General features: G+C 69.9%; 18 protein-coding genes and 1 pseudogene. 11 read left to right on the plus strand and 8 right to left on the minus strand.

What is annotated here, in order from left to right:
* Positions 1 to 22 precede the first annotated feature (22 nt).
* A complete protein-coding gene (locus tag ETD86_RS32380; protein WP_138670461.1) occupies positions 23 to 223 on the minus strand; it encodes a DUF6412 domain-containing protein in 201 nt (66 codons plus the stop codon).
* Positions 220 to 393 carry a hypothetical protein gene (locus ETD86_RS55585; RefSeq protein WP_170223392.1) on the minus strand — a complete coding sequence of 58 codons (174 nt, stop codon included), beginning with the start codon at positions 391 to 393 and terminating at the stop codon, positions 220 to 222. The genes ETD86_RS32380 and ETD86_RS55585 overlap by 4 nt, the downstream gene beginning before the upstream one ends.
* A gap of 94 nt (positions 394 to 487) precedes the next feature.
* On the opposite strand from ETD86_RS55585, the gene ETD86_RS32385 reads away from it, so the two are divergent.
* Together ETD86_RS32385 and ETD86_RS32390 are read left to right on the plus strand one after the other, a co-directional pair.
* Entirely contained in the window at positions 488 to 1,186 is a 699-nt protein-coding gene (locus ETD86_RS32385; RefSeq protein ID WP_138670462.1) for a response regulator transcription factor, read from the plus strand.
* Positions 1,186 to 2,277, plus strand: a complete 1,092-nt coding sequence (locus ETD86_RS32390; protein ID WP_138670463.1) for a sensor histidine kinase — start codon at positions 1,186 to 1,188, stop codon at positions 2,275 to 2,277. The genes ETD86_RS32385 and ETD86_RS32390 overlap by 1 nt, the downstream gene beginning before the upstream one ends.
* Here the strand turns inward: ETD86_RS32390 and ETD86_RS32395 are convergent.
* The gene (locus ETD86_RS32395; protein ID WP_246148535.1) at positions 2,270 to 2,590 is read right to left on the minus strand and encodes a hypothetical protein; all 321 of its coding nucleotides are present in this window, start codon (positions 2,588 to 2,590) and stop codon (positions 2,270 to 2,272) included. The two genes, ETD86_RS32390 and ETD86_RS32395, sit on opposite strands and share 8 nt — an antisense overlap.
* A 295-nt stretch (positions 2,591 to 2,885) precedes the next feature.
* Between ETD86_RS32395 and ETD86_RS32400 the strand changes: the two genes are divergently transcribed.
* The 3 genes and pseudogenes from ETD86_RS32400 to mptB form a co-directional block, all read left to right on the plus strand.
* A complete protein-coding gene (locus ETD86_RS32400; RefSeq protein ID WP_138670465.1) occupies positions 2,886 to 3,233 on the plus strand; it encodes an STAS domain-containing protein in 348 nt (115 codons plus the stop codon).
* A gap of 157 nt (positions 3,234 to 3,390) precedes the next feature.
* Positions 3,391 to 4,116, plus strand: coding sequence for a glycosyltransferase family 2 protein (locus tag ETD86_RS32405; RefSeq protein ID WP_138670466.1), 726 nt, complete (start codon positions 3,391 to 3,393; stop codon positions 4,114 to 4,116).
* 658 nt (positions 4,117 to 4,774) lie between these two features.
* Positions 4,775 to 5,584 (plus strand): annotated as a pseudogene (gene mptB / locus ETD86_RS58460) (polyprenol phosphomannose-dependent alpha 1,6 mannosyltransferase MptB); the annotation flags it as partial.
* A 355-nt stretch (positions 5,585 to 5,939) separates the two neighbouring features.
* On the opposite strand, the gene ETD86_RS58465 reads toward mptB, so the two are convergent.
* The gene (locus tag ETD86_RS58465; RefSeq protein WP_246148539.1) at positions 5,940 to 8,495 is read right to left on the minus strand and encodes a hypothetical protein; all 2,556 of its coding nucleotides are present in this window, start codon (positions 8,493 to 8,495) and stop codon (positions 5,940 to 5,942) included.
* Positions 8,496 to 8,596: 101 nt separating this feature from the next.
* On the opposite strand from ETD86_RS58465, the gene ETD86_RS32425 reads away from it, so the two are divergent.
* From ETD86_RS32425 to serS, 4 genes are all read left to right on the plus strand, one after another.
* Positions 8,597 to 9,802: a glycosyltransferase 87 family protein gene (locus ETD86_RS32425; protein ID WP_246148540.1), complete on the plus strand. Its 1,206-nt coding sequence runs from the start codon at positions 8,597 to 8,599 to the stop codon at positions 9,800 to 9,802.
* Positions 9,803 to 9,824: 22 nt separating this feature from the next.
* Positions 9,825 to 10,244, plus strand: a complete 420-nt coding sequence (locus ETD86_RS32430; RefSeq protein ID WP_246148543.1) for a DUF4446 family protein — start codon at positions 9,825 to 9,827, stop codon at positions 10,242 to 10,244.
* 160 nt (positions 10,245 to 10,404) lie between these two features.
* Complete coding sequence (gene pheA / locus ETD86_RS32435) at positions 10,405 to 11,325, plus strand: prephenate dehydratase (protein ID WP_138670467.1); 921 nt, start codon at positions 10,405 to 10,407, stop codon at positions 11,323 to 11,325.
* A 224-nt stretch (positions 11,326 to 11,549) separates the two neighbouring features.
* Entirely contained in the window at positions 11,550 to 12,812 is a 1,263-nt protein-coding gene (gene serS, locus ETD86_RS32440) for a serine--tRNA ligase (RefSeq protein ID WP_138670468.1), read from the plus strand.
* Between the two features lie 55 nt (positions 12,813 to 12,867).
* Here serS and ETD86_RS32445 read toward each other — a convergent pair whose 3' ends face one another.
* Together ETD86_RS32445 and ETD86_RS32450 are read right to left on the minus strand one after the other, a co-directional pair.
* The gene (locus tag ETD86_RS32445) at positions 12,868 to 14,262 is read right to left on the minus strand and encodes a hypothetical protein (protein ID WP_138670469.1); all 1,395 of its coding nucleotides are present in this window, start codon (positions 14,260 to 14,262) and stop codon (positions 12,868 to 12,870) included.
* Positions 14,263 to 14,418: 156 nt separating this feature from the next.
* Positions 14,419 to 14,622: a cold-shock protein gene (locus tag ETD86_RS32450; protein ID WP_127938141.1), complete on the minus strand. Its 204-nt coding sequence runs from the start codon at positions 14,620 to 14,622 to the stop codon at positions 14,419 to 14,421.
* Between the two features lie 250 nt (positions 14,623 to 14,872).
* Here ETD86_RS32450 and ETD86_RS32455 point away from each other — a divergent pair, with 250 nt between their 5' ends.
* The gene (locus tag ETD86_RS32455) at positions 14,873 to 15,643 is read left to right on the plus strand and encodes an HAD family hydrolase (protein WP_342779326.1); all 771 of its coding nucleotides are present in this window, start codon (positions 14,873 to 14,875) and stop codon (positions 15,641 to 15,643) included.
* Here ETD86_RS32455 and ETD86_RS32460 read toward each other — a convergent pair.
* A complete protein-coding gene (locus ETD86_RS32460; protein WP_138670471.1) occupies positions 15,640 to 16,155 on the minus strand; it encodes a bacterial proteasome activator family protein in 516 nt (171 codons plus the stop codon). The genes ETD86_RS32455 and ETD86_RS32460 overlap by 4 nt on opposite strands.
* Before the next feature lie 5 nt (positions 16,156 to 16,160).
* Positions 16,161 to 17,117 carry an NAD(P)H-quinone oxidoreductase gene (locus ETD86_RS32465; protein WP_138670472.1) on the minus strand — a complete coding sequence of 319 codons (957 nt, stop codon included), beginning with the start codon at positions 17,115 to 17,117 and terminating at the stop codon, positions 16,161 to 16,163.
* Between the two features lie 114 nt (positions 17,118 to 17,231).
* Here ETD86_RS32465 and ETD86_RS32470 point away from each other — a divergent pair.
* Positions 17,232 to 17,540, plus strand: a 309-nt coding sequence (locus ETD86_RS32470) for a hypothetical protein (RefSeq protein ID WP_138670473.1), incomplete at its 3' end; no start/stop codon positions are given.

The raw sequence follows: 17,540 nt of genomic DNA on the forward strand, positions 1-17,540 counted from the left end.
TGCGTGTGGAAGCGGGGCATACCTAAGGGGCTCGCGGTCGCGGACGTCCGGCCGCGTCCGGGTCGCGCTGGCGCTGGAAGGCCGTACGGCGCGCGTAAGTCAGCGGAAAGCTCGGCGGCTCCCCGCTGAGGACGGGCGGCAGCATGGCCGCCCACGTGGCCAGCAGCAGGATCGCCACCATGGTGATCCCGACCAGCCACGGATCAAGCAGGAAAAGCGTCAATGTGACCGGGAGGACTTGCCGATGACGGTGACCGCGATGAAGGCGACCAGACCGACCACACCGATGATCAGCGCGATCTTGAACAGGAATGCCAGCATCGGCAGCAGGAAGTTGAACACCACGAAGAGACCCAGCAAGGTCCCTATGACAAGCATCACGACTCTACCCATGCAGCCACCGTACGTCCTCTGGCCATGATCCGCGAGGCTTACGAACCGATGACGTCCGTGCCACTTCCGCGGGGCCCGGCCGTACCGTGAAAGCGTGAACACGCGCATCCTGGTGGTCGATGACGACCCGACCGTCTCCGAGGTCGTCGCCCGCTATTTGGAGCGCGACGGGCACGAGGTCGAGTGCGTGGGCGACGGCGCGGAGGCGCTGCGCAGGGCGCTGGCGCACCCGCCGGACCTCATGGTGCTCGATCTCATGCTGCCCAAGATCGACGGGCTGCAGGTGTGCAGGAAGCTCAGGGAACGCTGGCCGGTGCCGGTGATCATGCTGACCGCGCTCGGCGAGGAGATCGACCGCGTCGTCGGTCTGGAGACCGGGGCCGACGACTACGTGACCAAGCCGTTCAGCCCGCGCGAGCTGGCCCTGCGTGTGCAGTCGGTGCTGCGGCGGGCCAGGGGCGCCTCCGTGACCGGCGGGACCGGGGTGCTGCGTGACGGTGACCTCCTGGTGGACGTGGGAGCCCATGAGGTACGGCTGGGCGGGGACGAGGTCATGCTGACGGCCCGGGAGTTCGACCTGCTGGCGTACCTCATGCGTAACCCGCGCCAGGCCTTCAGCCGCTCGGCGCTGCTGAACCAGGTGTGGGGGTGGTCGTTCGGAGACTCGTCCACGGTGACCGTGCACGTACGGCGGTTGCGGGAGAAGATCGAGCCGGATCCGACCGAGCCGCGCAGGATCGTCACGGTGTGGGGAGTCGGGTACCGGTACGAGCCTTTGGAGGGCAGCCCCTGATGCGCGGGGAGCTCTGGATGGTCGTCGCCGTGGCCGCGGGGCTCGGGCTGCTGGTCGCGCTCGCCGGCCTCTGGGTGATGGGGCGGCTGCGTACCAAGTCCATCGGCGTGATGCTGGCCGTGGTCGTGGTGGTCGCCGTGGCCGCGACGCTGGGCGGCGTCGTGGCGATCATCATGAAGATGATCATCGAGGGGCCGGTCAAGGACTTCGTGCTGAGCGTGGTGGCCGTCGGCGGGCTGGTGGGGCTGGGGGTCGCGTTCGTGCTGGCCAAGCGGGTGGTGCGGGAGAGCAGGCGGCTCGTGGACGCCGTACGTCACCTGCCCTTCGCGGCCCCGCAGGGGTTGCCCGCCGAGCTGCAGACGATCGCGAACACGCTGGAGGAGGCGTACGCGCGGGAGCGGGCACTGGAAGAGGCCCGGCGCGAGCTCGTCGCCTGGGTGAGTCACGACCTGCGGACCCCGCTGGCCGGCATGCGCGCCATGGCGGAGGCGCTGGAGGACGGGGTGGTGTCGGATCCCGAGACCGTGGCCCGTTACCACGGCCAGATCAAGCTGGAGGTGGAGCGGCTCTCCGCCATGGTGGACGACCTGTTCGAACTGTCGCGCATCCACGCCGGGGCCCTGCGGTTGTCCAGGGCCCGGATCGGGCTGGCCGACCTCGTCGCCGACACGCTGGCGGGCGCCGAGCCGCTCGCCAGGGCCAAAGGCGTGGTGCTCACGGCCGAGGCGGCGGAGGCCGTGCCGGTGGAGGCCGACGCCGGGGCGCTCGGCCGGGCGCTCGGCAACCTTGTGGTCAACGCCATCCGGCACACGCCGTCGGACCGGACCGTGGTGTTGCGGGCCGGGGTGGACAAGGGGATGGCGTGCTTGTCCGTGACGGACTGTTGCGGGGGCATTCCCGACGACGATCTGTCTCGGGTGTTCGAGGTGGCCTTCCGCGGGGAGGCGGCGCGGACTCCTACCCCTGACGGCGGCGCGGGGCTCGGGCTGGCCATCGCGCAGGGCATCGTGGAGGCGCACGACGGGGTGATCGGGGTGGTCAACGATGGGCCGGGATGCCGGTTCGAGATCCGGCTTCCCCTGGTCAGCTGATCGTCTCCCGCGGCCCGGCGCCGTTCGCGGCCGCCGTGCCGGCACTTGTGTCATCCGGGTCCGGCGGCGTGCCGAACGACTCCAACATTGCCCGAAATGTCGGGCATGGCCAGCGCCACATGCAACTCCGGCACCGGAGGATCGGGTGCGCGGCGTCGCTGGTGATGCCCCCCGCGTCCCTCGGCTGGTGCAGATCGAGCAGCCTCAGCCCCAGTTCGGAGAACCTCAGCAGATCGCTACGGGCGCCCGCGAGGAACTCCAGGTCCTCGGTCGCCAGCCGGGTCCGGATGGGGACGTAGCCCTCGTGGTTCACCAGGCCACGGAGTCGTCCTGCTTCGTCATGCCACGAAGTGGCCTTCTCTGTACGGATGAGGATGGACTCCAGGCGTTCTCGGAGCCCCTGACGCTGAAGATCTTCGGGATTGTCGGCCTTCATCGATACGGGGTCCGTCCCTCCTCCTCGACGTGCCGTCGGCTGATTCGGTGTCACACTGTCAAGCTTCGCGTACTCTCCGTTTCCATGGAGCCCAAACGGACGACAAAAACCTGTGGTCGTCCTCTCGGCGTGACAACGTGACCGGAAGGCTTCGCGCCGCTAGCCTGCCCATGTGGAGCTCAAGGTCTCGACTCGATCACATGCCGGGTGCGCGGTCGTCGCGGTCACCGGGGAAATCGACCTCTATACGGCGCCTCACCTGCAGTCCGAGTTCACTCGGCTGCTGCAGGAGGGGCCCAGCCGGGTGGTCATCGACATGTCCGCCGTGGATTTTTGCGACTCCACGGGGATGAACGTGCTGCTTTCGGCGCTCAAACGGATGAAGGAACAGGGCGGGACCTTGGAGGTCGCCGCGCCGCGTCCCGCCGTACGCAAGATCCTGCAGGTCACCGGGCTTGACTCGGTGTTCACCGTGCATGATGAGGTGCCACAGGAGATCCTCATCACCGAGGGATCATGACGGGAGCCGTACGCGTGTGCGGGGGCGGTGGTCGCGCGGCGCGACGCCGCGCCCGCTCCACGTACGGCTGGGGCGACGTCCCGTTCTGGCGATGTCCTCTCCCCGGGACGACTACCGTGGAGGGCGATGCTGTCCTGTCCATGGAGGGTGACGCCCAGTGACCGGTGACACCGCGGTGATCATCCCGGCCGCCAACGAAGCCGACCGCATCGCGGCCACCGTCAAGGCCGCCGCGGCCCTGCCCGGCGTGGACCTCGTCGTGGTCGTGGACGACGGCTCGCGGGACCAGACCGGCAGAGTGGCGCGCGCGGCGGGAGCCCGGGTGGTGCGGCACAGCCGCAACAGGGGCAAGGCCGCAGCGATGGAGACCGGAGCGGAGGCCGTACGTCTCCTGGACGAGGACGCCGCCCATCACCTGCTCTTCCTCGACGCGGACCTGGGCGAGACGGCGGGCGCCGCGGCTCCGCTGATCGAGCCGGTACGCGCGGGTCAGGCCGACATGACCATCGCCGTGTTCGCCACCAGGGTGAAGCTCGGCGGCCACGGCTTAGTCGTACGCCTGTCCAGGGAGGGCATCCGCCGGGCCACCGGCCTGGAGCTCACTCAGCCGCTCAACGGTCAGCGCTGCCTGACCAGAGCCGCCTTCGAGGCGGCCCGGCCGCTGGCGCACGGGTTCGGCGTAGAGACCGCGCTGACGATCGACCTGGTGCGCAAGGGGTATCGGGTGACGGAGGTCGAGGTGGACATGGCGCATCGGGCCACGGGGACGGATTGGCGGGCGCAGCTCCACCGTGCGATCCAACTCCGTGACGTGACCCGCGCCCTGGCGATCCGCGACCCGCTGGTCACCCAAAACCTCCACAAACTTCGCCCCAAACGCTGACCATCTCCCTGCGCCAGACTGTTCGAGTACGCTGCCGGCCCGGAACGCGGTGCCGAGTTTCTCCAAAGAGGGCCGTACGCGGCCCGAGCGGACTCTTGGCTGAGGCGCGCCTGGCGTTTCCTGGAGTCCCGTTCGCCGGGCCGCGGTCCTTGCTCCCTTGAGCCGGCCTGTTGTCGGCTGGTCATCCACAGGGAGCCCACATCCGGCCGAAGGCGGTCGGCCGGTGTGCTGGAATTTGCGGGTGACTTCGGAGACGCGGCACGACAAGGCACGAATCCGGCTGGCGGGGGCGGGCATGGGGGCGATCGGCGCCTCCATCCTGCTGACGATCACCATCAGCCTCCTCGGCCCGTCACCCATGGTGCCCGCATTGGGCGGCCCGTCCTGGCAACCGCCGTACTCTCTCGACGTCGATCCCGCGCCGCACCTGACGATCGCCCTCGCCGCCGTCGCGCTCGCCCTCGGCGGGCTCGGCCTCCTGGCCGCCCTGTTCGCGCTCCGCACCGCACCCACGGCCGACGCGAGAGTCCCGGTTCCGGTCGGATCCGGCTCCGCCGAGAAACGCGCTCAAGCCGCGCCAGGCCAAGAAGCCCGCGCAATGGCGAGGTGGCGGGCCGGAGGGCTCGGTGGCCTGCCGAACGCCCGCCTCCTGGTGCTCATGGGCTCCCTCGCCGCCGGGATCCTCGCGTTCCTGCCTCCCTCGGGCTCCGCCGACCACCTCAACTACGCCGCGTACGGCCGCATGGTGGCACTGGGCCTCAGCCCGTACACCCATGGCGCCACCGACCTGCCGGGTGACCCTGTCGCCGACGCGGTCGAGGAGCCGTGGCGTGAGGAGCCGAGCGTGTACGGCCCGGTGGCGACGGCTCTGCAGGCGGCCGCGAGCTGGGTCGGCGGTGACTCGCTCCGGCTGACGATCTTCGTTCTGGCGCTGTTCAACGCCGCGGCCTTCATCGCGACCGGCCTCCTCATAGACCGTTTCACCAGGGACGACCCGGACAGGCGGCTGCGGGCGGCCCTGCTGTGGACGGCCAACCCGCTTCTGCTCTATCACCTGGTCGCGGGCATGCACGTGGACACTCTGGCCATCGCCTGCATGGTCGCGGCGCTCCTGGCCAGGAGCCGCCCCGTGGGCTCGGGCGCCCTTCTCGGGCTGGGGGTGGCGATCAAGCTCAATGCCGGTCTGGTAGCCCTCGGCCCTGCCTGGGAGCTGCGCCGCCGCCCGGTCCGGCTGGCCCTCATGGCCGCCTGCGCTCTGGCGCTGGTGGCGATCGGGTACGCCATCGTCGGCGCGGAGGCGATCACGCCGGTGACGCGCACCAGCAAGTCGATCTCGCATGCCTCGTACTGGAAGCTCGTCCAGGGCTGGCTCCAGTCGATCGTGGGGACCGGTAGCGCGTATCGGGGCGAGATCCAGGTGGGCTCACTGCTGGTGCTGGCGCTCGTCGCCTGGTTCCTACTCCGCTGGGCCTCCCGCACAGGCTGGGCGAGCGCTCTCCAAGGCATGCCCGGGTCTGGTGGCGCTGCCGGGGGCGGCCGGCCAGGCGGAGATGGCGGGCCGCACAGCGGACATGGGGTCGGCGGGCCGCACAGCGGACATGGGGCCGGCGGGCTGGAGGCGCCGGTCGTGGCGGCGGGGCTGGTGGTGGCGTACCTCTTCGCCACGCCGTACATCCTCCCCTGGTACGACGGGCTGGCGTTCGGGATGTTGGCGCTCGTGGCGGCGTCGGCGGTGGACGGGTTCATGGTCGTTCACCTGCTGGCCCTGTCCCTCGCCTACCTGCCTGCCCGGGTCGAGGGACAGCCCGCCGACCTGGAGTGGCTCAGGACGGTGGTCCGGCCTCAGATCGGGTGGGTGCTGCTCGCTCTGACCGTGGCCCTGGCGGTGTGGGCGTGGCGAGCTGCAGGGCGCGCACACAGGCGGCCAGCGTCAGCGGGACCGCCACTGTTAGCGCCATAGCCGGGATGGCGATGCCCGAGTCGTTCATCAGGAAGCCGACGAAGGCGCACGTCAAGGCGCCCAACAGGCCTGCTCTGAGCGCCGGGGCCAGCGCGTACGCCTGGCCGAGCGCCGGCGCGCCCCAGCGTGAGGGCCGGGCAAGGATCAGGAACAGGAACGCCAGCGCGACCACCGAGAGGAGAGTCAGTGACCAGTTGCCGACCGTTACACCGATCATGGCGCTGAACTTGCGTCCGACGACGGTCAACGCCTGACCATCGATGACCTGCTGCACGAACGTCCCCAGATGGGTCCGCTGGGCCTCGGGCCGCAGCCAGTCGACCACGGACAGAGCGCCGACCAGCACGCCTCCCGCCAGGCCGACCAGCAGGAGACGCAGCACGGACACCCGCCGGCCCGAGAGCAGGATGAGGAAGACGGCCAATCCGACCACGAACGCCGGCACCCCGCCGAAGTCCGCACCCCACGACGGCCAGCCGTCCGCGAACACCGCGAAGCCCCCGTACAACGTGCACGCCGCCACCACCACGAACCTGGACACCCCCCTGCTCAGCAACCACTGCGCCACCCCGGCCAGCCCGAGGACGGTTCCCGTGGCGTAGACGGCGAAGGCGATGTTGCTGAAGCCGTAGAACCGGCCGCCGGTCACGGGCTCGTAGCCGGTCACGGCGTTCACCTGCAGTTTGGAGCCGGTCATGACGTCGATGAGGAGGGCGAGGGAGGTGGTCGCCGCTACGGCGGTCAGCGGGCCGAGCACGTGAGCCCGCCAGGGACCGGCGAAGGCGACGGCGGTGATCAGCCCGGCGATCGCGAGGATCGTCACGATGACGGAAAGCATCGGCACCGGCAGCGCCCACCAGGGCACCAACTGCGCCAGGAACGTGGAGACGGCAATGGCCCCGCTGACGACTGCGACGACTTGGACGGCGCGGAGAAGCTTGGAGGCGCTCGCGAGCGGGTCTGTGGCACCGGAGGTCGAGATGCCCGTGTCTGAGGTGGAGTCACCTGTGTCTGAGGCGGAGCTGGCTGTGGCTGAGGTCGAGCTGCCTGTGTCTGAGGCGGAGCTGCCTGTGCCGGAGGTCGAGGTGCCCGTGACTGAGGTGGAGCTGCCGGATGTCGCGGTGGCCGAGGTGCCGGTGTCGGAGTGACCGGTGCCGGTGGAGGCGTTCGAGGTGGCGCGGGTGGCGAGCGGTGGATGGTCGGGGCGGCGGCGGCGGAGGGCGAGGGCGGCCCAGGCGTAGAAGAGGAGCTGGACCGTCACCAGGACAGTGAAGAACGGGCCGCGGACCTCGCGGAGAACCTGACTGGCCAGGTCACCGTCCGCCAGCTCCGCCACCGTGCCCGCCGGGGTGGCGGGCGCGGGACCACCCGGCTGCCAGGGGCGGCCGACCACCTCGCGCGGGGCGGTCAGGCCCAGGAGCTGGATGGTGGTGGCGGTGAGGTCGGTGATCGTGACCAGGGCGTCCTGGCGGGTGGAGGTGGCGGTGAGATGGCCGTGCGGGTACGGTTCGCCGCTCGGGGACGGGCCGGTGGCGATCGCCACGTGCAGGTGCGCGTTCGGGGTCACGTCGGAGATGCCGGCCACCAGGATCGTCGTGCCGGGCTGCAGCCGGCCCGCCAGGGCGCCGATCTGCTGGTCCACGCGCGCGACGGCGGCCTGGCGCGCCGCCGCGGGCAGCGGTGCCGGGACGCCGTACTCGTCGAGGGGCTGGCGGGTCCAGGCGTCCGCGAGCTCGCCGGCTTCGAGAACGATCAGCTTGTACGGGGCAGGGTCGCCCAGAGCCTCGAGCGTGGGGGCGTATTTGGCGACATTTCCAGATTTGTCGGCCCCGGCGATCGCGGCGCCCGGCCCGATGGCGGCGACCTTGCCACCCCCGTCCGTCACCAATTGCCCCAGGGTCCCGAGCCGCGCGTCGTAGCCGGTTTCGGCCTGATAAGCGGTCAACGCCGACCAGTTGGGGACGCTCGCGCCCGTGGCCGTCGGCTGGGGTTCGGCGGGCACGGGGCAGCCTGTGCCCGCGGTGCCGGCCCGCTGGCCCGCGGAGACCGTCAGCCAGCCGGCGATGGGGCAGGTGATGCCACGGTCCGGGGGCGGCACGGCGCGGGTCGAAAGCGAGGCTGAGGCGCCCTGGCTGACCAGGCGCCACAGGTTGGGGGTCCGTGCCCGGTCGAGATCGCTCCACTCGAGCCCGGGCACGCCGATGAGGGCCACGCGCCCCTTGGCCGCAGATCCGCCCCGCGCTGCGGTGGCGGCTGTCTCTTGTGCCGTGGCCGTGGCCGCGGTCGCCGGGACAAGGGATCCTGCGATGGCCATGCCGAGCAGGAGTGCCACGTACAGCACGCGACCCACCAGCGCACGCCTGACGTGGCGTGCCCCGTACCAGCCGTTGGTCGGGTTTGGCATGGCGTCGTTCGGCATGGACGGAACCGTTCCTCAAGACTGAGCGGGAGTGTAGGCCTGATGTCAGAGCCTATGCTCACCGACGCGCAAACCCCGGTCGCCGGGTAACGTGCCACATCGTGACAAGTGGCGAGGTGCGGGTGATCCGGCGGCAGTGGTGGGCGTGGGTGGTCGCGGCGCTCGTCGTCACGGCGGCCGTGGCGCCGTTGGTGTACACCTGGCTGACGAACCCGGACGATCAGCGCCTGGTCGACCTGGACGTTTACCGCACCGGGGGGCAGATGCTCCTCGACGGGCGATCGGTGTACGGCTACTTCACGCCCGCGCCGCAGCTGCTGCCGTTCACGTACCCGCCCATCGCCGCGATGCTGGCCGTGGTGCTGGCGAAGATGTCCTGGGTGACGGCTCAGTGGGTGTGGACGGCCGGGATATTCGTGGCGCTGGCCGTGACGGTGTGGCTTTCGTTCAGGGAGGCGTTGAGCGGGCCGGCGGTGCGGAAGTACGTGCCGTGGGCGCTCGCGTTGCTCATGGTGGCCTGCACATACCTGATGCCGATCAGGGACCAGGTGCGGTTCGGGCAGGTGGACATCATGCTCGTGGCGCTGTGCCTGGCCGACTGCATGGCGAGGCGGCCGTGGTGGCCTCGGGGGTTCCTGATCGGGCTGGCCACGGCGGTGAAGCTGACCCCCGGCGTCTTCCTGATCTACCTGCTGATCACGAGGCAGTGGCGGACGTTCTTCATGGCGTCGTTCGCGGCGGCGGTGCTCACGTTGTTGCCGTTCGCGGTGATTCCGCAGGACGCGGGCGACTTCTGGTTCTCGGCGCTGCTCGATCCCGAACGCCTCGGCTCGAACGCGGCCACCACCAACCAGTCGATCCGCGGCATGCTCATTCGCCTCTACATGCCTGAGGCGCTGACGTCGGTGTTGTGGCTCGCGATCGTGGCGGCGGTGGGCTGGTACGGCTTCCGTGGCGCGCGCGACGCGTACCGGGCGGGTGACCCGCTCACGGCGGTCGCGCTGGTCGGGCTGATGGCCGTGCTGCTCTCGCCTGTCGCCTGGATCCACCACCTGGCCTGGGTGGTCGTGGTGCTCGGGGCGATCGTCGGCGACGGGCGGGATCCGGTCAGGCTGCGGGTGGCGGCGGGGGTGTGGTTGTACTACGTGGTCCCGATCCCGTGGTGGGGCGTTTCGCTCAAGGCCGCGGACATACCCGGGGTCAGTCTGGTGCTGGGGAAGATCGTCCAGAACGGGTTCGGCCTTGGGGCCTTGGCTCTGGTGTGGATGTTGGTGTCCTGGTTGCCGAAACGACGGGAGATCGCTTGACCCAGGCATTACCCTCTGTGTCGTGCTCGTTACCACATGGGTCGTCGTGGGCGTCGTCGCCGGGGTCAGTGGCGTAATGATCGGTTATCTGGCGCTCCGGCAGGCCAGAGCCGTCGTGGAGGAGTGCCAGCGGATGCTGGCGAGACAGACCAGCGAGGGCAGGGGCGATCTCAAGGCCATCAGGGACGTGGCCGTCTGCCGGTACGACGCGCTCTCCGAGATGACGGGGCGGTTGTCGTTCTCGGTCGCGATGATCAATGGGCTGGGTGACGGGATCGTTCTGACCTCGATCAACGGGCGGAGCGAGACCCGTACATACGTGCGGCCGGTGGTGGCCGGCAAGGGGCAGCAGCCGCTGTCGCCGGAGGAGGAAGAAGCGGTGCGCGCGGCCCGGCTGGGGCTAGGGCCGTTGGTCCCGTCCCGGGCAACAGGACCGCTCTGACGGCCTTGGCCGGCCGGCTGGTTCAGGTGAGGGTGGCGGCCGGCTGACGGTTGCGGCCGGGGTGCGTGCCCGCTGGCGGGACGGGTGGCGGGACGGGTGGCGTTGCGGCCGTGGGCGAAAGGTCGCGCGCGCCGTGTCGACCTGCGGATACTCTAGACGCATGCCCAGACTCGCCTATCTCGGACCGGAAGGGACCTTCACCGAAGAGGCCCTGAGGCTCCTGGACCCCACCGCCGAGCGGCTCCCCTGCGCCACGGTCAGTGCCGCGCTCAACGCCGCCCGCACGGGAGAGGCCGACGGGGCCGTGGTCCCGCTGGAAAACTCGATCGAGGGCGCGATCACCACGACGCTCGACGAGTTCGCCTGGGGCGAGCCGTTGATGATCACGGCCGAGCTGCTGCTGCCCGTGCAGTTCTCGCTGCTGGCCCGGCCCGACACCGAGATCCCGCACATCAAGCGGGTCTACACGCATCCGGCGGCCATCACCCAGTGCCGCGCCTTCATCGCCCGTGAGCTGCCCGACGCGGTCGTGGTGGCCGCGCCCTCGACGGCGGCCGCGGCGCAGGAGGTGTCGTTGCCGGGTTCCCCGTACGACGCCGCCATCGCCGCCCGCATCGCCGGCGAGCACTACGGGCTGGTGGAGCTGGCCACCGACATCGGTGACAGGTCGGACACCGTGACCAGGTTCATCAGGGTGAGCCGTCCGGGGCCGCTGCCGGAGCCGACCGGCTCCGACCGCACCACGCTCGTCGTTTTCCTCGCCGACGACCACCCGGGCGCGCTGCTGGAGATGCTGACCGAGTTCTCCGTACGCGGGGTCAACCTGACGCGCATCGAGTCGCGGCCCACCGGTGACGGCATCGGGCGTTACTTCTTCCACTTCGACTTCGAGGGGCACGTGGCCGACGCCCGGGTCGGCGAGGCCATCTCCGGGCTGCACCGCATCTGCGGCGAGGTGCGGTTCCTGGGCAGCTACCCACGGGCCGACGGCATCGCGCCGCAGATCAAGCGGGGCACGGCCGACGCCGATTTCTCGGAGGCGGGCGAGTGGCTCGCCCGCATCCGCGCCGGTCAGGTGTGACCGTCGCCTGCGCGAGGGTCCTCCGGCTCTCGGGCTGAGGCGGCCAGGGAGAGCGGACGCTGTGAGGTCCAGGCCTGACGCGGGGCGTTCCGGGTTGGGTGCGGTGTGGGCGCGTGCGGCGTGGCGGTCCTGAGGTGATCCTTTGGCTGGTCCCGGGGCACGCGTAACCCGTTAGCGCCGTAATCCGGGGGCGGACGGTCGCCGGGCGCCGGTAGCCTTTCCTTGTGATTGACCTGCGTACCCTTCGTGAGGATCCCGACCGGCTACGGGCGTCGCAGCGTGCCCGCGGTGAGGACGACTCCGTCGTCGACACGCTGCTCGACCTCGACGAGCGCCGCCGATCCGCGCTGACCTCGTTCGAGTCTCTGCGCGCCGAGCAGAAGAGCATGGGCAAGTCGGTCTCCAAGGCGCAGGGCGAGGAGAAGGCGGCGCTGCTCCAGCGTGCCAAGGACCTCGCGAGCCAGGTCAAGGCGGCCGAGGCGGAGGCGGAGAAGCTCGGGGCCGAGCTCGACGAGCTCATCCAGGCGGTGCCCAACATCGTCGAGGAGGGTGCGCCGGCCGGCGGCGAGGACGACTACGTGGTGCTGGAGACCCACGGCGAGCCGCGGAAGTTCGACTTCGAGCCCAAGGACCACCTGGAGCTGGGCGAGGCGCTCGGCGCCATCGACATGGAGCGGGGCGCCAAGGTGTCCGGCTCGCGGTTCTTCTTCCTCAAGGGTGTGGGCGCGCGTCTGCAGCTGGGCCTGCTCAACATGGCCATGCAGCAGGCGATCGAGGCCGGGTTCACGCCGATGATCACCCCGGTGCTCGTCAAGCCGGAGACCATGCAGGGCACCGGCTTCCACGTGGCCCACGACAAGGAGATCTACCGGCTGCCGGAGGACGACCTCTACCTGGTCGGCACCTCGGAGGTCTCGCTGGCCGGCTACCACGCCCAGGAGATCCTCGACGCCGGCGAGCTGCCGCTGCGGTACGCGGGCTGGTCGTCGTGCTTCCGCCGCGAGGCGGGCTCGTACGGCAAGGACACCAGGGGCATCATCCGGGTCCACCAGTTCGACAAGGTCGAGATGTTCTCGTACGTACGCCCCGAGGACGCCCACGAGGAACACCAGCGCCTGCTCGCCTGGGAGAAGGAGATGCTGGCGAAGATCGAGGTTCCTTACCGGATCATCGACACGGCGGCGGGCGACCTCGGCATGTCGGCCGCCCGCAAGTTCGACTGCGAGGCCTGGATCCCCACCCAGGGCCGCTACCGGGAGCTGACCTCGACCTCCAACTGCACCGAGTTCCAGGCCCGCAGGCTCGGCGCCCGCTTCCGCGACAAGGAGGGCAAGCCGCGCCACCTGGCCACGCTCAACGGCACGCTCGCCACGACCCGCTGGATCGTGGCGATCCTCGAGAACCACCAGCAGGCCGACGGCTCCGTGGTGGTTCCCGAGGCGCTGCGGCCGTACGTGGGCCTCGACGTCCTCGCGCCTGCCAAGTAGGTCACACGGGCCAAGTAGGTCACACGGGCCAAGTAGGTCACACGGGCCAAGCAGGTCACACGGGCCAAGCAGGACCGCCCGCCGGCGAGCTCGCCTGGCGGGCGTCCTTCCTGATGAGGGCGAGGGCGGCCAGCAGCACCAGGCCGGTCAGCACGACGGCGAGCGCGACGGCCACCCAGTAGGGCCCGGGCGTGCCCGCGGCCCACCCGTGGAAGGGCAGGTAAACGCTCAGGTAGACCAGCGGTGCCCCCAGCACCCCGACCGCCACGGGCGCGGGCCGCGCCCGTCCGGTGATGAGCAGCGCGACGCACACCACGAAGCCCACCGGGATCGTGATCACCCCGAGGAGCCGCACCAAGGCGTCGAGGTCGGCAAATCCGGTGAGGTGCTGGGAGTTCGCCACGGCCAGGTAACTCAGGCAGGCGGCCGCCGCGAAGCTCAGGTAGAGGCGGTGGTACCGGCGCAGCCCGGCCCCGGCGGCGCCGAACAACAAGCACCCCGCCAGGAAGATCGCCAGGTTGATCTCGGGAAAGAGATCCATCGCGGGGCTCTCCGCCTCCTGGCCCGGCCAGCCGAGCCGCCGCCAGGTGCCCGACTGGTCCCGCACCACGATGCCGTCCAGGCCGTTCGCGACGACCACGACGTGCCCGCCGCGCCAGGCCTGTACGGCGAGGCCCATCGACTGCAGCCGCGACTGGTCGTCGTACCGCCTGACGAGGCGCTCGCGCTCGTCGCGATCGGACAGGGACCACGAGGGGTTCCAGCTCTTGCCGCCGTCGTCGGACTGTTCCACGGCCATCTGGCCGGGCACCACGCGGTAGCAGCGCGTCGCCTGGTAGTGCGCACACGCGGCGCCCTGCGGCTGCTTGACCTTCTGGAGCTGCTTGCGGATGCCCGGAGGGATGTCGTCGAAGGGCACGCTGCTCGACGACCAGGTGGCCCCGTGGTCCCCGGACTCCCAGATGGTGAAGTCGTCGGCGTACACCATGATCCGATCGTCCTTCACCTCGACCGCGCCGGCCGTGGGCGGGCCAGGAGCGGCGGAGGTGGCGGTGACCGCCAGGACGGCCAGCGGCATCGTCACGATGACCCGCCAACGCGGGGAGGAGCGCTCGGAGAGGCTGCGCCGGCGTACCCACCAGGCCAGGGCGAGCGCCGGCAGGGCGAGAAGGTCCGTGGGATCGGCCAGGACGCGCGAAGGGCCCGCCACAAGGGTCCAGACTTGGGAGGCGGCCTCAGCGCCCGTCTCCGTCGTTTTCACGAGCGCGAACAGCACTCCTGTCAGGACGGTGGCGGCCAGGTCGGCCCGGCGCCAGAGGAGCAGGGCCAGCAGCGCGGGCGCCACGACGAGGCCGGCCACGTCGCTGAGCTTGCCCGTCACGAACCCGGGCCAGGCCTGCTTGAGCAGATGGTCGTTGACCAGGAGCACGATCACCCCGGCGACGGTCACGGGATGACATAACCACGCGTACCTCATATAGGTGTGGACGGTGGCGACGGTCCGCCGGTTGGGGGTCAGGCCCAGCCGTGACCAACCCGACACATGCAAAAGACCGAGGCCCGCTGGAAGCGGACCCCGGTCTTACTCGCTAACTACAGGTACAGGTCAGACGGCGCGAACCTGGGAGGCCTGCGGCCCCTTCTGGCCCTGCGTGATCTCGAACTCGACCCGCTGGCCGTCTTCAAGGCTGCGGTAGCCACTGCCGACGATCTCGGAGAAGTGCACGAACACGTCCGGCGCACCGCCGTCCGGGGCGATGAAGCCGAAGCCCTTCTCGGCGTTGAACCACTTGACGGTTCCCTGAGCCATAAAAGCTCTCCCTCAGGATGTGAATCTATGGGACCCACACCTCGTGGGTCCCGGTGTGTCGTACAGCAAGCACCCGGGGTGGCTCAGACAAAGTCATGCTGGTTTTCACTACGGGATCAGCTAATACAACGCCTCCACATCTAACACCATTCTGGAGCGTTGGTGTTCCCGTCCCATGGAAGATTTCTGTCACGCGGCAGCACCAGGCAAACTGGAACCTGTTATGCAGAGCCTTCCCGCACCCCGGCTAGTGGCCACCGACCTCGACGGTACCGCCTTGCGTCCGGACGGAACCGTCTCCCCCCGCACGGTCGCGGCCTTCGGCCGAGTCGAGGAATCGGGCGCTGTGCTGGTGTTCGTGACCGGCCGGCCGCCCCGGTGGATGGGCGGAGTCGCGAATGCGGTACGTCACCGAGGGCTCGCGATCTGTGCGAATGGGGCGCTGATCTACGATCTCCATACCGAACGGATAGTGGAATCTCACCTCATCACCGTCGAGGTACTGGAGGAAGTCGTCGCTCAGCTAAGAGCGAACGTGTCCGATCTCGTATTTTCGGTCGAGTATGAAGCCGGTTTTGCGCATGAGTCCGATTTCCTGCTGGGTGGCCTGGACCGCAAGGGCGCAGGTGCCGTCCGTGCCGACTCCGTGACGGCCCACCCCTGCGCCAAGCTGCTGGCCCTGCACCCGCACATGGGTCCGGACGAGCTGCAGGGCGTCGTGCACGAGCTGGTCGGGCACCTGGTGACCGCCACCCACTCCAGCAACAGGGGCTTGATCGAGATGAGCGCGCAGGGCGTGACGAAGGCGACCGCCCTGGCCGCGCTCGCCGCGCAGCTCGAGATCAAGTCGTCGCAGGTCATCGCGTTCGGTGACATGCCGAACGACCTGCCCATGCTGAGCTGGGCAGGCACGTCGTACGCGGTCGCGAACGCGCACCCCGACGTGCTCGCGGCGGTCGACCATGTGACCGCCGCCAACCACGACGACGGGGTCGCGCAGGTCCTGGAGAAGTTGTTCTAGAGGTACGGCCCCGAGCCGCCGGGCGGCCGATGACCCGGTTCGTCGTGCGGCACGCCGGGCAGCGCCCTGCGCATCTGCTCCAGCTGGGCACGTGCCGCCATCTGTTGCGCGAAAAGCGTGGTCTGGATGCCGTGGAACAACCCCTCGAGCCAGCCGACCAGCTGGGCGTGCGCGATGCGCAGCTCGGCCTCGCTCGGCGGCGTGCCGTTGTCGTCGGTGAACGGCAGCGACAGGCGCTCCAGCTCGTCGACCAGCTCCGGCGCCAGACCGTCCTCGAGCTCCTTGATGGAGGACGCGTGGATCTCCTTCAACCGCTTGCGGCTGGCCTCGTCGAGGGGAGCCGCGCGGACCTCCTCCAGAAGCTGTCTGATCATGCTGCCGATACGCATCACCTTGGCGGGCTGCTCGACCAGTTGCGTGACCGAGCGGTCCTCTTCGCCACTATCGCCCTGACCTTGGAAGTCGGGGCCCACCACCACGATGTGGGGGGTGTTGTTGTCCTCAGCATTCATAACACTCACCGTACTAGCAGGATCTTGCCGACGTGCTGCCCCGAATCCAACATACGGTGTGCTTCAGCCGCCTCGGGCATGGGGACTTCGGCGTACACCACGGGACGCACCGCACCCGCCGCGACCAGTGGCCAGACGTTGTCCACGACGCTCCGTACGATGACGCCCTTCTCCTCCACCGGCCGCGAACGCAGTGTGGTGCCGTGGACGGCGGCGCGCTTGGTCATCAGGGCGCTGATGTCGAGCTCGGCCTTCCGTCCGCCCTGCATCCCGATGATCACCAGCCGGCCGCCGGTGCGCAGCGCTCGGACGTTCCCCGCGAGATATTTGGCGCCCATGATGTCGAGAATCACGTCGGCCTTGACCTTCTCGGCGAAATCCTCCTCGCGGTAGTTGACGACCTCGTCGGCGCCCAGCCGCCGGACCTGCTCGGCCTTGTCGGCCGTGCCGACGGTCGCGACCACGTGCGAGCCGAGCGCCTTGGCCAGCTGGACGGCGAACGTCCCCACTCCGCTGGCCCCGCCGTGCACCAGCAGCGTCTCGCCGCGGCGCAGCCGCCCGACCATGAACACGTTGGACCAGACCGTGCAGGCCGCCTCCGGCAGCCCCGCCGCGACGGTCAGCGGCACGCCGTCCGGCACCGGCATCACCTGCTGCCACGGCACGGCTACGCGCTCGGCGTAACCGCCGCCCCCGAGCAGCGCGCACACCTCGTCCCCGACCTTGAACTGCTCGACGTCCGCGCCGACTTCGGCCACCACGCCGGAGACCTCCAGCCCCGGGTACGGCGGCGTGCCGGGCGGAGGGTCATAGAATCCGTTGCGTTGCAGGACGTCGGCACGATTCACCGCCGAGGCCGCCACGTCGATGAGCACATCTCCGCGCTCGACACGTGGCTCCGGCACCTCGCGCCACTCCAGCACCTCTGGTCCGCCCGGCTCGGTGATCTCAATGGCTCGCATGCGAACCACGGTAGCCGGGCAAAGAAGTTGCGGGTTGCCGGGCTTGACGGCAACCCGTGGCGTTACTCTGCAAGGTATTTGCTGCCCCTTTAGACCCACCCGAGGGGGAACACGGTGGCAAGACACGATCGAGAAGAATCACTCGAGGAACAGCTGGCGTGGCTGGACGCGATCAAGGAGACGGAAGAGGCTCCGATCGCGGTCAGCGCCTCGACTGGTTCTGCCGACGACCCCGCCGCCTCGCCGTACCCCAAAGACCCGTGGCTGCTCGTCCCGACGCAGCACGAGACGCCGACACCGCCGCTGTTCAGGGCCGCCGTCGACTCGGTGTACGGCCCCGCGGCGGCCGAGGACCTGCCCGAGGCCGAGAGCGAGGCCGGGGAGTGGCTCGACAAGGCGACCACCAGGGAGGAGCCCCAGAGC

This window comes from Nonomuraea turkmeniaca (genome assembly GCF_005889735.1).
Classification (GTDB): domain Bacteria; phylum Actinomycetota; class Actinomycetes; order Streptosporangiales; family Streptosporangiaceae; genus Nonomuraea; species Nonomuraea turkmeniaca.

Bases quoted from the DNA above. Each gene is read 5' to 3' on its own strand.
- ETD86_RS55585 (WP_170223392.1), bottom strand. From the start codon at position 393: ATGGGTAGAGTCGTGATGCTTGTCATAGGGACCTTGCTGGGTCTCTTC.
- ETD86_RS32390 (WP_138670463.1), top strand. From the start codon at position 1,186: ATGCGCGGGGAGCTCTGGATGGTCGTCGCCGTGGCCGCGGGGCTCGGG.
- ETD86_RS58465 (WP_246148539.1), bottom strand. From the start codon at position 8,495: ATGCCGAACGACGCCATGCCAAACCCGACCAACGGCTGGTACGGGGCA.
- pheA (WP_138670467.1), top strand. From the start codon at position 10,405: ATGCCCAGACTCGCCTATCTCGGACCGGAAGGGACCTTCACCGAAGAG.
- ETD86_RS32450 (WP_127938141.1), bottom strand. From the start codon at position 14,622: ATGGCTCAGGGAACCGTCAAGTGGTTCAACGCCGAGAAGGGCTTCGGC.
- ETD86_RS32460 (WP_138670471.1), bottom strand. From the start codon at position 16,155: ATGAATGCTGAGGACAACAACACCCCCCACATCGTGGTGGTGGGCCCC.
- ETD86_RS32465 (WP_138670472.1), bottom strand. From the start codon at position 17,117: ATGCGAGCCATTGAGATCACCGAGCCGGGCGGACCAGAGGTGCTGGAG.